This is a genomic window from Variovorax boronicumulans, from assembly GCF_030812215.1.
Taxonomy (GTDB): domain Bacteria; phylum Pseudomonadota; class Gammaproteobacteria; order Burkholderiales; family Burkholderiaceae_C; genus Variovorax; species Variovorax boronicumulans_C.
Window position 1 is genome coordinate 122912 of sequence record NZ_JAUSSG010000009.1, and the last position, 16223, is coordinate 139134.

Genomic DNA, 16223 nt, shown 5'->3' on the forward strand with positions numbered 1-16223 from the left:
GAGATTCCGTGACCCGCTTCGTTCCCCCATTGCTCCTGGCCGCGAGCACCCTGCTGGCCGCCCCGAGCTTTGCACTCCAGATCACCAGCCTGACCCCGCAGGGCGAGGTGGCGCGCGTGCGCCAGATCGTCGCCAAGTTCGACCAGGCCGCCGTCAATTTCGGCGACCCCAAGGCGCCCGCCCCGCTCTCGGTGAGCTGCACCGATGCACAGGCCGGCAAGGGCACCGGCCGCTGGACCGACGCCAAGGCCTGGGTCTACGACTTCGAGAACGACCTGCCGCCCGGCGTGCGCTGCACGGTCACCCGCATCCCCACCTTCAAGCCCAGCGCGGGCGGCGAGCTGACCGGTCCGGAGCGCTACCAATTCAATAGCGGCGGCCCGTTCGTGCGCAGCTACATGCCGGGCACCTACTCCCGCATCGACGAGCAGCAGATGTTCGTGCTGGAGCTCAACGGCGCGGCCACGCTGGAGAGCGTGCGCCAGAACGTCTGGTGCGCGGCCGACGGCGTGGGCGAGCGCATTCCCGTCAAGCTGCTCGACGGCGAGCAGCGCGCGGGCGTGCTCAAGGCCTTCAACCGCGACAAGGCGGCCGAGAAGGAGCCGCTGCGCTTCATCACGATGCAGTGCAACCGCACGCTGACGCCGGGCGCCAAGGTGCAGGTCGTGTACGGCAAGGGCGTGGCCACGCCCTCGGGCGTTGCCAACAACGTGGAGCGCCGGCTCGACTACCAGGTGCGCGAGCCTTTCGCCATTTCGTTCACCTGCGAGCGCGAGAACGCGCAGTCGGCGTGCCTGCCGCTGCGCCCGATGCAGCTGAACTTCAATGCGCCGGTCACGCGCAAGCTGGCCTCGCAGATCGAGCTCAAGGGCGACGGCAAGACGATCAAGGCCAAGCTGGACAACGACGGCGGCACACAGAGCGACGACGACGTGGTCAGCAACGTGAGCTTCGGCCCGCCGCTGGCCGAGAGCACCCAATACAGCATCGAGCTGCCCTCCAAGTTCGAAGATGCCTCGGGCCGCGCGCTGGCCACGCCCGGCACCTTTCCGCTGAAGGTCGCGACCGGCGCGATGCCTCCGCTGGCCAAGTTCGCCGCTTCGCCCTTCGGCGTGATCGAGCGGCTGGCCGAGCCCGGCACCCCGGCCATGATGCCGGTGACCGTGCGCCGCGTGGAGCCGCAGCTGATGGTGAACGCGCTCACGCCCGGCAAGGTGAGCGACATGAACCCGAAGACCGACGCGGAAATCATCGCGTGGTTCCGCAAGGTGCGCCGCTACGACAACTACACCGTCTCGCGCGAACAGGCGCGCCAGGACATCAAGGGCGCGCTGCCCCCGGTCATCGACAAGAACGACCGCACGTCGCTGCAGACCCGCATGCTGTCGCTGCTGGCCGGCCAGCCGGGCGTGAAGGCGCTGGACATGCCCAAGTCCGACGCGGGCGATCCGCGTCCGTTCGAAGTCATCGGCATTCCGCTGACACCGGGCTTCCACGTGCTGGAGATCGCCTCGCAGAAGCTGGGCGAAGCCCTGCTCGACGAGCGTTACCCCGCCGGCCGCACGATGTACGTGCGCACCACCGCGCTGGCCACCAACCTGGCGGTGCACTTCAAGCTGGGCCGCGAGAACTCGATGGCCTGGGTCACCACGCTGGACAAGGGCAAGGTCGTCGCCGGCGCCGAGGTGCGCGTCTCCAGCTGCGACGGCAAGGCCGTGGCCACCGGCACCACCGACGCCAACGGCATCGTCACGCTGCAGGGCATCTCGCCGCAGGCACCCAGCTGCAACGGCCCGAACGAGTACGACAGCGGCGCCTGGTTCGTGAGCGCCCGCGCCAAGGACGACAAGGGCGTGGAAGACCTCGCCTTCACCTTCAGTGACTGGCAGCGCGGCATCGAGCCCTGGCGCTTCAACGTGCCCACCAACCTGCAACCCGAGCCCGACCGCATCGCCCACACCATCTTTGATCGCACGCTGCTGCGCGCCGGCGAGACGGTGTCGATGAAGAGCCTGATCCGCACGCAGACCAGCAAGGGCTTCGGCCTGCCGGAGAACCGGCCCGACACGCTCGTCATCACCCACACCGGCAGCGGCCAGCGCTTCACCCAGCCGCTCGCCTGGCGCAAGACCGCCACCGGTGGCCTGAGCGCGGAGAACAGCTTTGCCATTCCACCCGCCGCCAAGCTCGGCGTGTACGAGGTGATGCTGCGCAGCGGCGGCAAGGACGCCAACGGCGACGGTGAAGACGGCGATGAAGGCGGTGGCGGCCGCAGCTTCAGCACCGGCATGTTCCGCGTCGAAGAGTTCCGCCTGCCGGTGCTCGAAGGCCGCATCGCGCCCTCCGAGAAGAAGCCGCTGGTGGCCGCGACGAGCGTGCCTACCGACGTGCAGATCAACTACGTGGCCGGCGGCGGTGCCGCCAACCTGCCGGTGCGCGTGTCGGCGATGGTGCGCGGCAAGAGCCTGAGCTTCTCCGACTACGACGCCTTCAGCTTCAGCCCGCCGCGCGCCGAACAGGGCGACGGCACGCAAGCGGCCGCCGCGGCCGATACCGCGGGTGCAGACGAAGACATCAACAGCGCCAGCGACACCCGCGTGATCGCCGACAAGCTGCCGCTCACGCTGAACAAGGACGGCGCGGGCAAGGTCACCATCGACAAGGTGCCGAAGGTCAAGGCCGCGCGCGAGCTGCTGCTCGAAGCCACCTACGCCGACCCGAACGGCGAGGTGCAGACCATCCGCAGCACGCAGACGCTGTGGCCGGCCTCGGTCATCGCGGGCATCAAGACCGAGGGCTGGGTCTCCACCAGCCAGAAGCTCAAGTTCCAGGCGCTCGCGCTCGACCTCACAGGCAAGCCCCAGGCCGGCGTGACGCTCAACGTGCGCGCCGTGGCCCGCATCACCACCACCAGCCGCAAGCGCATGGTGGGCGGCTTCTACACCTACGACAACAAGACCGAGACGAAGGACATCGGCACCGTCTGCAGCGGCAAGAGCGATGCGCGCGGCCTGCTGCTGTGCGAATCGGAGCTGAAGGAAGCCGGCGAAGTCGAACTCATCGCCAGCGCCACCGACGGCGACGGCCGCGACAGCAAGGCCGTGAGCTCCGTCTACGTGACCAAGCAGGGCGAGCTCTGGTTCGGCGGCGAGGACAACGACCGCATCGACGTGCTGCCCGAGAAGAAGAGCTACCAGCCCGGCGAGGTCGCCAAGTTCCAGGTGCGCAGCCCCTTCCGCTTCGCGACCGCGCTGGTCTCGGTGGAACGCGAAGGCATCATCGAAACCCACGTGGTGCAGCTCGACGGCAAGGACCCGACGGTCACGTTGCAGGTCAAGCCCGAGTGGGGCCCGAACGCCTACGTCAGCGTGCTCGCGCTGCGCGGGCGCCTGCGCGAAGTGCCGTGGTACAGCTTCTTCACCTGGGGCTTCAAGGCGCCGCGCGAGTGGTGGACCGCCTTCTGGTACGAGGGCAAGGAATACGTCGCGCCGACCGCGATGGTCGACCTGAGCAAGCCCGCCTATCGCCTCGGCATGGCCGAGATCCGCGTCGGCACGCGCGCCCACCAGCTGGATGTGACAGTCACCAGCGACAAGCCCAGCTACCCGATCCGCAGCAAGGCGCAGGTCACCATCACCGCCAAGCTGCCCGACGGCAAGCCGGCCGCCGGCGCCGAAGTGGCGCTGGCCGCGGTCGACCAGGCCCTGCTGGAGCTGATGCCCAACGACAGCTGGAACCTCTTGAACGCGATGCTGCAGCGGCGCAGCTGGGGCGTGAGCACCTCCACCGCGCAGATGGAAATCGTCGGCCGGCGCCACTACGGACGCAAGGCCGTGCCCGCGGGCGGCGGCGGCGGCAAGGGCCAGACGCGCGAACTGCTCGACACCCTGCTGGTGTGGAACCCGAAGGTGGTGCTCGATGCCAACGGCCAGGCCGTGGTGACGGTGCCGCTGAACGACGCGCTCACCACCTTCAAGATCGTGGCGGTCGCCGATTCGGGCACCAGCTTGTTCGGCACCGGCCAGGCGAGCATCCAGGCCACGCAGGACCTGCAGATCATCAGCGGCCTGCCGCCGCTGGTGCGCGAAGACGACCAGTTCCGCGCCCAGATCACGCTGCGCAACACCACGCAGAAGCCGATGAAGGTCGAAGCCACGCCGCGCGCCACCCTGCTCACGCTGGAGACGCAGACCGTGGACATCCCGGCCGGCGAAGCGCGCGAAGTCGCATGGACCGTGACCGCGCCCGCGCAACTCGCGCAGACGCGCGCCGAAGCCATCCTGTGGGAAATCGAAGCGAAGGACATCCTCGGCGGTGCGCGCGACGCGCTCAAGGTGCGCCAGCGCATCGTGCCCTCGGTGCCGCTCACGGTGCAGCAGGCGACGCTGGTGCAGCTCGACGGGCCGTTCACGCTCGACGTGGCGCCGCCCGCCGACGCTCTCCCCGGCCGCGGCGGCCTGAAGCTTGCCCTGCAGCCCAAGCTCGCCGAAGGCCTGCCGGGCGTGCGCGACTGGTTCGCCAACTACCCCTTCATCTGCCTCGAGCAGAAGACCAGCAAGTCGGTCGGCCTGCGCGACGCGAAGATGTGGCAGGGCGTGCTGGCGACATTGCCGACGTATCTCGACGGCGACGGCCTCGCCAACTACTTCCCGCCGCGCGACGGCGAAGCCAACCGCGGCAGCGACATCCTCACCTCGTACCTGCTCGCAGCGACGCACGAGGCCGCGCAGCTGAACCCCGCTTTCGCGCTCGCCGACGACGTGCGCGCGCCGATGGAGTCGGGCCTGATCGCCTTCGTCGAAGGCCGCATCACGCGCGAGTTCTGGAGCCCGCGCAAGGACCTGGATGTGCGCAAGCTCGCCGCGCTCGAAGCGCTCTCGCGCTACGGCAAGGCCAAGGGCAGCATGCTGGGCAGCGTCACCATCGCGCCGAACCAGTGGCCCACCAGCGCGGTGATCGACTGGCTCAATATCCTCAAGCGCGTGAACGACGTGCCGCAGCGCCAGCAGCGGCTGGACGAAGCCAACAACGTGCTGAAGGCGCGCCTGTCCTACCAGGGCACCAAGCTCATCTTCAGCACCGAGCAGGACGACTACTGGTGGTGGCTGATGACCAACGGCGACGTCAACACCGCCCGCCTGCTGCTCAGCGTGATGGACGACCCGAGCTGGAAGGACGACATCGGCAAGCTCGCCAACGGCTTCATCGGCCGCCAGCAGAACGGCGCCTGGCACACCACCACCGCCAACCTGTGGGGCGGGCTCGCGCTGGAGAAATTCAGCAAGGTGTTCGAGAGCACGCCGGTGGCCGGCATCACCGCCGCCACGCTCGGTGCGGTGAAGGCGCAGGTCGACTGGGGCAAGGTCGAGCGCGTGAAGACCAGCGACCCGGCCGGCGCGCCGAACCAGACCACCTTCTTCGGCGCACCCGCGTCGCCCGGCAACCTGAAGAACAACACGATGTTCCTGCCATGGGCCGCATCGCCATCGGGTGCCCCCGTGCGCGACACGCTGCTGGTCACCCAGCAAGGCACCGGCAAGCCGTGGCTCACGCTGCAGTCCATTGCCGCGGTGCAGCTGAAGGCGCCGTTCGCGGCCGGCTACGCGATCAAGAAGACCATCACCCCGGTCGAGCAGGCCACCGCGGGCAAGTACACCCGCGGCGACGTGCTGCGCGTAACCATCGAGGTGAACGCCAGCGCCGACATGACCTGGGTGGTGATCAGCGATCCGATCCCGGGCGGCGCGACCATCCTGGGCGGCGGCCTGGGCCGTGACTCGCAGATCGCCACGCAGGGCGAAAAGAAGTCGGGCGCCGGCTGGGCCGCTTTCGAAGAACGCAGCTTCGAGGCCTTCCGCAGCTACTACGAGTACCTGCCCAAGGGCGTGGCGAAGATGGAATACACGGTGCGCCTGAACAACGTCGGCGACTTCGCGCTGCCGCCCAGCCGCGTCGAGGCGATGTATGCGCCCGAGATGTTCGGCGAGGCGCCGAATGCGCGGGTGAAGGTGGAGGCGGCGAAGTAACGCAGCAACCAGGGAACGGTGCCGGGCGGGTCGTCATCCCGCCTTCACCGGTCCCGGTCACCATCGCCGCGAACCAACAACCTGGAGAACCCCCATGGGTCTGGCCATTTGCGTCGGCATCCTCGCCGACCTGATCGAAAACGATCCCGAGAGCGCCGAGCATTTCGATGAAGACTTCGCGGTCGTGAACCGCAAGCTCGCCGAAGCGGGCCTGCCCCCTCACGTGGAGCCCCGCGTGCTGCCGCCGCTCGATTCGCGCGCACCGATCGACGGCCTGCCTTACTCGTTCATTCATTACCTGCGCCGCGCCTACGCGCATCGCGTGACGACGCCCGGCTGGATGGCCACGCCCCTGCCCGAGGACGTCGACCCCACGGAAGACGAGACGCTCGAAGACGTGGCCAGCACCTTCGAGAGCCACCTGCTCTGCCACTCCGACGCGGAAGGCTTCTACCTGCCGGTCGACTTCGAAGAGGTGATCTTTGCCGAGGAAGACGAGACCGACCTGCCCGGCGGCATGCTCGGTTCGTCGTACCGGCTGCTCGAAGAACTGGTGCTGGTCGCGCCCGCGCTCGGCATCGCGCTCACGGACGGACAACTGTCGGACGAGGAAGCTGCCCGGCTCGCCGACGGCATGGGCGACGACGAAGGCCTCTACCGGGAAATCGAGTCGTGGCTGCTGCTGTACGAATCGGCCCGGCTGAGCATTGCGCACAAGACGGCGATTGTCTTCACCTGATCGATCGGGCAACCCGATGCCCCGGCACCTCGCCACCGTCACCCTCCTCGTCCACGACTACGACGAAGCCATCCGCTTCTTCACCGAAGCGCTGCGCTTCGACCTTCTCGAAGACACGCCGCGCGGCCCGGGCAAGCGCTGGGTGGTGGTCGCGCCTTCGCGCAACGCGAGTGCCACGCTGCTGCTCGCCAAGGCCGCAAACGACGAACAGCAGGCGGCGGTCGGCAACCAGGCCGGTGGCCGCGTCTTCCTGTTCCTGCACACGCGGGACTTCGCCGCCGACCACGCACACATGAAGGCGCACGGCGTCCGCTTCCTCGAAGAACCACGGCATGAGCCGCACGGCACGGTGGCGGTCTTCCTGGACCTTTGCGGCAACAAGTGGGATCTTCTCCAACCCGCGTGAGCCCCGACGAAAGCGCCCCATGAACCGCCTCATCGAAATCCGCACCTACCGCCTGAAGCCCGGCACGCTCGACGCGTTCCACGCCGCCATGCACGAGCGCGCCGTTCCGATGCTGCGCGACAAGGGCATGGACGTGGTCACCTACGGAAAATCGGACCACGAGGAAGCCACCTACCACCTCGTTCGCGCCTACGACAGCCGCGAGGCGCTGGAGGCCCGGCAAGCGGCGTTCTACGGATCTTCGGAGTGGCGCGACGGCCCGCGCAGCGCGCTGGTGGACTGCATCGACACGTACCTCAACACCCTGCTGTGGGTGTCGCCCGAGGCCATCGACAGCATGCGCGCCCTCAACGGCACCTCCTGAAACACGCCGAGGTAGCGCGCGACGCGGGTGCAGGCCTACACTCCCGCCTCGGTCATCACCTCACGCGGCGTTCGTACATAGGAGAACCCATGAACACCCTGGAAATCGCCAACAAGCTCGTGGCGTTGTGCAAGGAAGGGAAATTCGACGAGGCCCAGGTGCTGTACGCGCCCGAAGCCGTGAGCGTCGAGGCCGGCGGCCCTCCCGGCCAGTCGCGCGAAGCGGTCGGCCTTGCGGCCATCAAGGCCAAGGGCGAGTGGTGGGTCGAGAACCATGAGGTGCATTCCATGCAGGTCGCCGGCCCGTGGCCGCTCGACGACCGCTTCATCGTCGGCTTCAAGTTCGACGTGACCATGAAGCCCACCAGGCAACGCTTCACGATGGAAGAAATGGCGCTCTACACCGTCAAGGACGGCAAGATCGTGCGCGAGGAATTCTTCTACACGATGGGCTGAAGAAGGAAGATGCACGGCGAGAGTGCTTCCGCGATGCCCCTCGAATGGCGCCACACCCTCGAAGCGCTCGACTGGAACGAGCTCTCCCGCCTCTACGAGATCGCCCCGCTCGGCCACAAGAGGCCGGCCGACCTGCAGGTCGTGTTCTCCAACAGCCTCTTCAAATGCCTCGTCTATGCGGATGGCCGGCTGGTCGGCGCGGGCCGCGCAGTGGCCGACGGCCTGGACTGCTCCTACATCTGCGACGTGGCGGTGCATCCGGACTGCCAGGGCACGGGCCTCGGCAAGGCGATCGTCGCGAAGCTCGTGGAGTTCTCGCGCGGGCACCGCAAGATCATCCTGTACGCGGTGGCGGGCAAGGAGCCCTTCTACAAGAAGCTGGGCTTCAAGCGCATGCGCACCGCGATGGCGATCTTCGGCAACGAGCAGCAGGCGCGCGAGCGCGGGCTGATCGACGACAGCTGACGACGCCCGGCGGTTACGGCCGTTACGCGCGTGACGTAGCGCAAGGCGGCGTGCGTTGTGGATGGCGGCTGTGCGCCGGATGATCCGGCGCATCCCATCACACACAGCACGCACCGATGTCTCTTGCTCCCGCCGCTTTCACGACACGCACACCCCGCGCCGCACGTCGCAGGACCTTTCTTGCCCAGGGCGGCTGCGGCCTGCTCGCCGCGCTCGCCGCCACCCGTTTTGCCGACGCGGCCACGCCCGCCGCGCACATCGAGGAGCGCCCCGACCTCGCCATCCATTTCAAGGAAGCCGACGTGCGCGGGACCTGGGTGGTGCTCGACAGCGCCACCGCGAAGCTCACCGTGGTCGATCGCCGGCGCGCCGAAAAGCGCTACAGCCCCGCATCGACCTTCAAGATCCCCAACAGCCTGATCGCCCTGGAGACCGGCGCGGTGAAGGACATCGACGAAATCCTCCCCTACGGCGGCGGCACCTACAAGCGCAAGGAGTGGGAGCGCGACATGAACCTGCGCGATGCGATCCGCGTCTCGCACCTGCCGATCTACCGCGGGGTGGCGCGCCGCATCGGCCTCGCGCGCATGAACGAATGGATCGCCAGGCTGCACTACGGCAACGAGACGCTGGGCACCAAGGTCGACCAGTTCTGGGTCAACAACAAGCTGCAGATCTCGGCGGCCGAGCAGGTGCGCTTTTTGATGCGGCTCGCGCAGCGCAGCCTGCCGATGTCGACGCGCACGCAGGACATGGTCCACGAGATCACACGGCTCGAACAAACGCCCACCCACGCCCTGCACGGCAAGACCGGCTGGTACGAATCGCCGGGTTTCTCGCTCGGCTGGTGGGTCGGCTGGGTCGCGCAGGCGAACGGCAGCGTGCAGAGCTTTGCGCTGAACATCGACATGCACGGCGAGGCCGACGTGGCCAAGCGCATTCCGCTCGGGCGCAAGCTGCTCGCGCAGATGAACGTGCTTCCAGTCTAGGAGCGCTCATCGCCGGGCGCGTTGCGGGCAAAATGCCCGGCAGGTGCCCTCATGAATACAAGATTTGTCGAAGCCTTCCTCTGGGCCGCGCGGCTGGGCAGCTTTCGCGCGGCGAGCGACCGGCTCCACATCACGCAGGCGGCGGTGTCCAACCGCGTGGCCTCGCTGGAAGAAGACATCGGCGCGCGCCTGTTCGAGCGCGACGCGCGCGAACTGCGGCTCACGCCCGTGGGCGTGCGGCTCATGGACTACGGCGAGCGGCTGCTCGAACTGCGCCGCGAGATCGTCTCGCTCGGCCGCCCGCGCGAGGACATCCTCGGGCTGGTGCGCATCGGCGCCATCGAGACCGTGGTCCACACCTGGCTGCTGGGCTTTCTCACCAACCTGCGTTCCACTTACCCGGGCATCGAGGTGCAGCTCACCTCCGAGACCACGCTCGCGCTGCACCGGGGCCTGCGCGAAGGGGCGCTGGACATCGCGCTGCAGACCGACCACATCGCCGGCGCGGGCATCGTGAGCACGCCGTGCCTGCCGATGCCGATGGGCTGGGTCGGCCCGCCGGGCGTGGAGCCCGTGCAAACCGTCGAGCAGTTGCTGCGCCAGCCCGTGCTCACGATGAGCCCCGGCTCGCAGCCGCACGAGGCGCTCAAGAACCTCTTTCGCGCGGCGGGCATTCCTATTGGCAAGGTGCACTGCGTGAGTTCGATCTCGGCGCTCGCGCGCCTCGTGAAGGCGGGCTTCGGCAACGCGCTGGTGCCGCTGCCGCCCTGCTACGAATACGTGGCCGCGGGCGACGTGCGGATCATCGAGTGCGATGCGCTCATTTCGCCGCAGCGCATCGTGGTGAGCCACCTGGAGGCGGCCGACTCCGACGCCATCCGGCTCGTGGCCGAGCTGGCCTGCCGGGCCTCCGACCAGTTCACGACCTCGGCAATCGCACCAACCTGGAGCGCAGCTTCAGAGGGTTAACCCTCAAAAGAGCGCATTTCGGCCCCGAAAAGGGGCCAGTAATTCTTGTGGCTGTCGCCCAAAAAAACTCGTTTGTGACAGTCCGACCCCGCGACGGAAGATCGCGCCTTCATTTTTCGAAGGCCCGCCTGCTCTTCCGCCGCCATGAACACACCTGACTCTTCTTCCCTCGCAGCGATCGCGAACGGCATGCTCTTCGTCGCCTCCGACGTGGAGCCGGCCGACGAGGCCGACTTCAACCGCTGGTACGACAGGGAGCACGTGGAAGAGCGCGTGCGCATCCCCGGTTTCCTCTCGGGTGCGCGCTATTTCTCGCTCGAAGGCGGGCGCAAGTACCTGGGGCTGTACCGCACCGAATCGCTGGCGGTGTTCGGCTCGCCGGGCTACCGCGCCGCGTTCGAGAAGCAGACGCCGTGGTCCATCGCCAACCTCAACCGCATGCGCCAGCCGATCCGCCGCGTGTGCGCCGTGCGTGCGGTGACAGGTTTCGGCAGCGGGAGCCATGCCGTCGTGCTGCCGCTCGCGGTCACCGGCGACGTCGAGGCGCTGGTCGCACGCGCTGCCGCAGCCGGCCGCCAGCTCGCCGAACAGGCAGGCTTCGTGCAGTCGTACCTGCTCGCACCCGACACCACGCTCAGCACGCCGCTGCCGCGCGAATCCACCGAAGGCCGCGTGCTGCAGCCGATGCTGGTCGTCGAAACCAGCAACGTCGATTCAGCGCGCACCGCCCGCGCCGCCGCAGCAGCCGCGCTCGATGCCGACCCGGCCACCGGCTGGCTGCTCGCACTCGGCTGGAAGCTGAGCGCAGCCGAGCTGGGCTGATCGCGCCTCCCCTCTCTCCATCTTTCCATCTCTCCATTGAACAAGGGCATTCCCATGACCGAACACGTTCTCACCGCTCCGGCCGCCGCCGCGGCACCGCCCAAGATGGGCCGGCTCGCGATGGCCAGCTCCATCGGCACCACGCTGGAGTGGTACGACTTCACCGTCTACAACATCATGGCCGCGCTGGTCTTCAACGCGGTGTTCTTCCCGTCCTTCGATCCGCTGACGGGCACCATCCTCGCCTTCTCGACCTACGCGGTCGGCTACATCTCGCGGCCGCTGGGCGGCGTGGTGTTCGGGCACCTGGGCGACCGGCTCGGCCGGCGCTTCGTGCTGGTGGCCACGCTGGTCATCATGGGTGTCTCCACCGGCCTCATGGGCCTGTTGCCCACGTATGCGACCTGGGGCATCTGGGCGCCGGTCGCGTTGGTCGCGCTGCGCTTCGTGCAGGGCGTGGCGCTCGGCGGCGAATGGGCCGGCGCGGTGCTGCTGTCGATGGAACACGGCAAGCCCGATGAACGCGGCCGCAACGCCTCGTTCACGCAGATCGGCCCGTCGTTCGGCACGCTGATCGGCACCGGCTTCATCGCCGCAGTGTCCGCATGGCTGAGCCCCGAAGACTTCATGGCCTGGGGCTGGCGCATTCCGTTCATCTCGAGCGTGGCGCTGGTGCTGTTCGGCCTGTGGCTGCGCCGCGGCGTGGACGAGACGCCGGTCTTCCTCGAAATGGAAGAGAAGAAGGCCACCGCCAAGACGCCGGTGAAGGAAGTGTTCACGCAGCACTGGCGCCGCCTGCTGGTGGCCGGCGGTTCGCGCATCGGCTCCGACGTGTTGTATGCACTGGTGGTGGTGTTCACCCTCACCTACGTGACGACGGTGCTGCACCTGTCGCGGCCGCTCGCACTCACCGCGACGATGATCGGCGCAGCCTGCAATGCGCTTGCCGTGCCGTACTTCGGCAGTCTCTCGGACCGCATCGGCCGCAAGCCCGTCTACATCGCCGGCGCGCTCCTGGGCATCGTCTGGGCCTTCGTGTTCTTCGTGCTGATGAACAGCGCGCAGCCGATCGCGATCTGCGCGGCGGTGGTGGTCGGACTGATCATCCACGCGATCATGTACGGCCCGCAGGCCGCGTTCGTGACCGAGCAGTTCCCCGGCCGCGTGCGCTATGCCGGCTCGTCGCTGGCCTACACGCTGGCCGGCATCCTGGGCGGCGGCTTCGCGCCGCTGATCATCGCGAGCCTCTACAAGTCGTGGGGCACCACGGTGGCCGTGTCGCTGTACGTGACTGCGGCGCTCTGCATCACGCTCATCGCGCTCTTCATCGCCCGCGAAACCGCCAAGAAACCCCTTGAAGCCTGAGACCGACATGCATCTGCGTTTTGCCTGCGAAACCGTGAGCGCCGACGGCGCGCGCGCCATCGAACTTCGTTCCGTCGAACCCACCGCGCTGGTGGTGGCGGGATGGACCGGCCGCGACGTCGCGGCCATCGAACACCACATCGAGGAGCTCGCCGCCATCGGCGTGCCGCGCCCCTCGAGCGTGCCGCTGTACTACCGGGTGGCGTCTCAACTGCTGACCCAGTCGAGCGCCATCGAGGCCCTGGGCGACCAGAGTTCCGGCGAAGCCGAGCCCGTGTTCTTCTTCTCGCAGGGCGAGTGGTGGCTGAGCGTGGCTTCGGACCACACCGACCGCCAGGTCGAGAGCTATTCCGTCGCCGTCTCCAAGCAGATGTGCGCCAAGCCCGTGGCCCAGGTCGCCTGGCGCTGGCGCGACCTGCAGGCGCACCAGGACGAGGTGGAACTGCACTCGCGCATCCTGGAGGACGGCCGCTGGGTGGACTACCAGCGCGGCACGCTCGCATCGATCCGGCCGCTGGCAGCCCTGCGCGACGGCATGCCGGGCACGGATGCCGCACCCGAGGGCCTCTTCATGACCTGCGGCACGCTCGGCGCGCTGCCCAACGCGAAGGGCGAAGGCATCCGCCCCGCGTCGCAGATGGAAATCGAACTGCACGACCCGCGCCTGCAGCGGCGCATCGTGCACCGCTATGCGGTGAACGCACTGCCGGTGGTGGCGTGATGCGCGGCACCGGCAACCTCACCATCGACGCCCTGCGCGAGCGCATCGCGCACGGCGAACTGTCGCACGAAGCGCTGATCGGGCAGGTGCTCGAAGCGGCCGCGCTGCCCTCGGCGCAGCATGTGTTCACGAAGACCTACGCCGATGCGGCGCTCGCGGCGGCGCGTCATGCAGATACCGCGCAGAAGGCCGGCGTGCAGCTCGGCGCACTCGCGGGCCTGCCGGTGTCGGTCAAGGACCTGTACGACGTCGCGGGCGAAACCACGATGGCCGGCTCGGCCGTCTGCAAGGGCGAACCGCCGGCCGCACGCGATGCGGTGGCCGTGGCGCGGCTGCGCACGCAAGGCGCGGCCATCGTCGGCAAGACCAACATGACCGAGTTCGCGTTCTCGGGCGTGGGCATCAACCCGCACTACGGCACGCCGCACAACCCGGCCGATACGGGCACGCCGCGCATCCCGGGCGGCTCGTCCTCGGGCGCGGCCGTGTCGGTGGCGCTGGGCCTCGCGGTCGCGGGGCTGGGGTCGGACACGGGCGGCTCGATCCGCATTCCAGCGGCGCTCTGCGGGCTCGTGGGTTTCAAGAACACGCAGTCGCGGGTACCACGCACGGGCGCCTTCGAACTCGCGCGCTCGCTCGACACCGTCTGCGCGATGGCGCGCAGCGTCGAAGACTGCCTCATCGCCGACGCGGCCATCGCCGACGCGCCGCTGGCGGTGCGCCGGCGCCCGCTCCGGGGCCTGCGCCTCGCGGTGCCGCGCACGCTGATGTTCGACGGCATCGAGCCCGCGGTCGCGCGCGCCTTCGAGCGCTCGGTGCAGGCGCTGTCGGCGGCGGGTGCACAGGTGGTGGAGATCACGCTGGCCGAGCTTGCGGAGATCGCGTCGATCAACGCGCCGGGCGGTTTCTCGCCGATCGAGGCTTCGGCGGTTCACCGCGAGCGCTTCGCCGCGAAGCGCGAGGGTTTCGATTCGCGCGTGGCCGCGCGCATCGCGCTCGGCACCGAGGTGCGTGCCGCCGACTACATCGTCATGCAGGACCGCCGCCGCGACTGGATCGGCCGGGTCGAACACGCACTCGAAGGCTTCGATGCGCTGGTCTGCCCGACCGTGCCGATCGTCGCGCCGCCCATCGCGTCGCTGGCCGAGGACGCGGCGTTCTTCCAGGCCAACGGCCTCTTGCTGCGCAACACCTTCGCGATCAATTTTCTCGACGGGTGCGCGTTCAGCCTGCCATGCCATGCGCCGGACGAACTGCCGGTGGGGCTGATGCTCTCGTCGGTGCACGGCGACGACGCACGGCTCGCGGCCGTGGCGCTGGCGGTGGAGCAAGCACTGCGCTGATGGACTTGCCCCCTCTCCCGCACACGGGAGAGGGTTGGGGCGAGGGTGCTTGCGAAGGCCCATGCCCTCACGCCCGCCCTCTCGCCAAGGGGAGAGTGAGCAGCTTGCGCTATCTTCAGCGCATGCCTCCGTCTCACCAGCCCCTCGTCGGTCGCCGCATCATCCTGCGGCCACTCCAGGCCTCCGACGCCCCTGCCCTTGTGGCTGCTGCCGCCGACGGCGAACTCTGGAACCTGCCGTTCACCGTCGTCCCCTCGGCCCAGACCATCGACGCCTACTTGCGCACCCCGCTCGAAGGTCAGGCAAGCGGCCATGTGATGGCCTATGTCACCGTGCTGCGCGAGACCGGTTGCGTCATCGGCTCGACCCGCTTCTGGAAGATCGACCGCATCCACCGCAAGCTGGAGATCGGCAGCACCTGGATCGCGGCGTCGTGGCAGAAGAGCTTCGTCAACACCGAAGCGAAGTACCTGATGCTGTGCCACGCCTTCGAGGAGATGGCCTGCGTGCGCGTGCAGTTCACCACCGACGAGATCAACGCGAAATCGCGCGCCGCCATCCTGCGGCTCGGCGCGAAGCAGGAGGGCATCGTCCGCCACGAGCGGATCATGCCGGACGGCCGCAAGCGCAACTCGGTGCGCTTCAGCATCATCGACGACGAGTGGCCGGCGGTGAAGCAGCAACTGGAAACGAGGCTTCGCGCATGACCCATTCCGTCGTGGACACCCAGGAGCGCCATTTCGAGAGCCTGCACAAGGCGCTCGACGTCGTGGCGCGCGAACAGAAATACCTGGCGCTGACCCAGGCGCCGCCGTGGGAGCGATCGCTCGCCTTCTACCGCGACGTGCTGGCGCAAGGCTTCCCGCATGTCGTTGCGGTCGATGCCGGCGACAGGGTCGTGGGCTGGTGCGACGTGGCGCCGGTCTTCGGGCACTCGCGCGCGCACATCGGCATCCTGGGCATCGCCCTGCTGCCCGAAGCGCGCGGGCGGGGCCTGGGCACGCAGTTGCTGCAGGCGGCCATCGACCGGTCGTGGGCGCGCGGGCTGACCCGCATCGAACTCTCGGTTCGCGCGGACAACCTGAACGCCAAGGCGCTGTACGAGCGGCTGGGCTTCGAGCACGAAGGCCTTGCGCGGCGCGCGAGCCTCATCGACGGCATTTATCACGATGCTTTCAGGATGGCCCTGCTTCGATAGACTGAAACATTCACTGCAATTTGGAGAACCCGCCCATGTGCAGAAGCATCAAGACCCTCTACAACTTCGAGCCTCCCGCCACCGAACAGGAAATCCGCGCCGCCGCGCTGCAGTTCGTGCGCAAGCTCAGCGGTTTCAGCGTGCCCTCGAAGGCCAACGAAGTGGCCTTCGAGCGCGCGGTCGACGAGGTGGCGGCCACCGCGGCGCGCCTGATCGACTCGCTCGTCACCACGGCCGAGCCGAAGGACCGCGCGGTCGAGGCCGAGCGGGCCAAGGCCCGTTCGGCGGCACGGTTCGGCACCGCGCCGGCCTGAAAAGCCCTCGCCGATGCCTGTTGGCACGGCGTTTGATATCGTGTTTG

General features: G+C 68.4%; 15 protein-coding genes. All 15 read left to right on the forward strand.

What is annotated here, in order from left to right:
- The first annotated feature begins 8 nt into the window (after nucleotides 1-8).
- The 15 genes from J2W23_RS23145 (at nucleotide 9) to J2W23_RS23215 (ending at nucleotide 16176) form a co-directional block, all read left to right on the forward strand.
- Nucleotides 9-6026: an alpha-2-macroglobulin family protein gene (locus J2W23_RS23145; RefSeq protein ID WP_307650408.1), complete on the forward strand. Its 6018-nt coding sequence runs from the start codon at nucleotides 9-11 to the stop codon at nucleotides 6024-6026.
- 94 nt (nucleotides 6027-6120) lie between these two features.
- Nucleotides 6121-6765, forward strand: a complete 645-nt coding sequence (locus J2W23_RS23150) for a hypothetical protein (protein WP_307650409.1) — start codon at nucleotides 6121-6123, stop codon at nucleotides 6763-6765.
- 16 nt (nucleotides 6766-6781) lie between these two features.
- A complete protein-coding gene (locus J2W23_RS23155; protein ID WP_307650410.1) occupies nucleotides 6782-7171 on the forward strand; it encodes a VOC family protein in 390 nt (129 codons plus the stop codon).
- 19 nt (nucleotides 7172-7190) lie between these two features.
- Entirely contained in the window at nucleotides 7191-7535 is a 345-nt protein-coding gene (locus tag J2W23_RS23160) for an NIPSNAP family protein (protein WP_307650411.1), read from the forward strand.
- An 89-nt stretch (nucleotides 7536-7624) separates the two neighbouring features.
- Nucleotides 7625-7990, forward strand: a complete 366-nt coding sequence (locus J2W23_RS23165; RefSeq protein WP_307650412.1) for a nuclear transport factor 2 family protein — start codon at nucleotides 7625-7627, stop codon at nucleotides 7988-7990.
- A 33-nt stretch (nucleotides 7991-8023) separates the two neighbouring features.
- Complete coding sequence (locus J2W23_RS23170; protein WP_307650413.1) at nucleotides 8024-8455, forward strand: GNAT family N-acetyltransferase; 432 nt, start codon at nucleotides 8024-8026, stop codon at nucleotides 8453-8455.
- 116 nt (nucleotides 8456-8571) lie between these two features.
- Nucleotides 8572-9444 (forward strand): class D beta-lactamase, encoded by an 873-nt coding sequence (blaOXA, locus tag J2W23_RS23175; protein WP_307650414.1) that lies wholly within the window; start codon nucleotides 8572-8574, stop codon nucleotides 9442-9444.
- Nucleotides 9445-9495: 51 nt separating this feature from the next.
- The gene (locus J2W23_RS23180) at nucleotides 9496-10413 is read left to right on the forward strand and encodes a LysR family transcriptional regulator (RefSeq protein ID WP_307650415.1); all 918 of its coding nucleotides are present in this window, start codon (nucleotides 9496-9498) and stop codon (nucleotides 10411-10413) included.
- 144 nt (nucleotides 10414-10557) lie between these two features.
- A complete protein-coding gene (locus tag J2W23_RS23185; RefSeq protein WP_307650416.1) occupies nucleotides 10558-11235 on the forward strand; it encodes a DUF4286 family protein in 678 nt (225 codons plus the stop codon).
- A 54-nt stretch (nucleotides 11236-11289) separates the two neighbouring features.
- Nucleotides 11290-12600: an MFS transporter gene (locus J2W23_RS23190; protein ID WP_176661460.1), complete on the forward strand. Its 1311-nt coding sequence runs from the start codon at nucleotides 11290-11292 to the stop codon at nucleotides 12598-12600.
- Nucleotides 12601-12607: 7 nt separating this feature from the next.
- Nucleotides 12608-13321, forward strand: a complete 714-nt coding sequence (locus tag J2W23_RS23195; RefSeq protein ID WP_307650417.1) for a DUF2848 domain-containing protein — start codon at nucleotides 12608-12610, stop codon at nucleotides 13319-13321.
- On the forward strand, nucleotides 13321-14664 hold the full coding sequence (locus J2W23_RS23200; RefSeq protein ID WP_307650418.1) for an amidase: 1344 nt from the start codon (nucleotides 13321-13323) through the stop codon (nucleotides 14662-14664). The genes J2W23_RS23195 and J2W23_RS23200 overlap by 1 nt, the downstream gene beginning before the upstream one ends.
- A 122-nt stretch (nucleotides 14665-14786) precedes the next feature.
- The gene (locus J2W23_RS23205; protein ID WP_307650419.1) at nucleotides 14787-15371 is read left to right on the forward strand and encodes a GNAT family N-acetyltransferase; all 585 of its coding nucleotides are present in this window, start codon (nucleotides 14787-14789) and stop codon (nucleotides 15369-15371) included.
- A complete protein-coding gene (locus J2W23_RS23210) occupies nucleotides 15368-15862 on the forward strand; it encodes a GNAT family N-acetyltransferase (RefSeq protein ID WP_307650420.1) in 495 nt (164 codons plus the stop codon). Before J2W23_RS23205 ends, J2W23_RS23210 begins: the two co-directional genes overlap by 4 nt.
- Nucleotides 15863-15897: 35 nt before the next feature.
- Nucleotides 15898-16176, forward strand: coding sequence for a DUF2277 domain-containing protein (locus J2W23_RS23215; protein ID WP_307650421.1), 279 nt, complete (start codon nucleotides 15898-15900; stop codon nucleotides 16174-16176).
- Nucleotides 16177-16223 lie beyond the last annotated feature (47 nt).

What these genes read in the sequence shown, in the direction of transcription:
- blaOXA (WP_307650414.1), top strand. Translation starts at nt 8,572, where the DNA reads ATGTCTCTTGCTCCCGCCGCTTTCACGACACGCACACCCCGCGCCGCA.
- J2W23_RS23215 (WP_307650421.1), top strand. Translation starts at nt 15,898, where the DNA reads ATGTGCAGAAGCATCAAGACCCTCTACAACTTCGAGCCTCCCGCCACC.
- J2W23_RS23165 (WP_307650412.1), top strand. Translation starts at nt 7,625, where the DNA reads ATGAACACCCTGGAAATCGCCAACAAGCTCGTGGCGTTGTGCAAGGAA.
- J2W23_RS23205 (WP_307650419.1), top strand. Translation starts at nt 14,787, where the DNA reads ATGCCTCCGTCTCACCAGCCCCTCGTCGGTCGCCGCATCATCCTGCGG.
- J2W23_RS23160 (WP_307650411.1), top strand. Translation starts at nt 7,191, where the DNA reads ATGAACCGCCTCATCGAAATCCGCACCTACCGCCTGAAGCCCGGCACG.
- J2W23_RS23180 (WP_307650415.1), top strand. Translation starts at nt 9,496, where the DNA reads ATGAATACAAGATTTGTCGAAGCCTTCCTCTGGGCCGCGCGGCTGGGC.
- J2W23_RS23210 (WP_307650420.1), top strand. Translation starts at nt 15,368, where the DNA reads ATGACCCATTCCGTCGTGGACACCCAGGAGCGCCATTTCGAGAGCCTG.
- J2W23_RS23170 (WP_307650413.1), top strand. Translation starts at nt 8,024, where the DNA reads ATGCCCCTCGAATGGCGCCACACCCTCGAAGCGCTCGACTGGAACGAG.
- J2W23_RS23185 (WP_307650416.1), top strand. Translation starts at nt 10,558, where the DNA reads ATGAACACACCTGACTCTTCTTCCCTCGCAGCGATCGCGAACGGCATG.
- J2W23_RS23150 (WP_307650409.1), top strand. Translation starts at nt 6,121, where the DNA reads ATGGGTCTGGCCATTTGCGTCGGCATCCTCGCCGACCTGATCGAAAAC.
- J2W23_RS23200 (WP_307650418.1), top strand. Translation starts at nt 13,321, where the DNA reads ATGCGCGGCACCGGCAACCTCACCATCGACGCCCTGCGCGAGCGCATC.
- J2W23_RS23155 (WP_307650410.1), top strand. Translation starts at nt 6,782, where the DNA reads ATGCCCCGGCACCTCGCCACCGTCACCCTCCTCGTCCACGACTACGAC.
- J2W23_RS23190 (WP_176661460.1), top strand. Translation starts at nt 11,290, where the DNA reads ATGACCGAACACGTTCTCACCGCTCCGGCCGCCGCCGCGGCACCGCCC.
- J2W23_RS23195 (WP_307650417.1), top strand. Translation starts at nt 12,608, where the DNA reads ATGCATCTGCGTTTTGCCTGCGAAACCGTGAGCGCCGACGGCGCGCGC.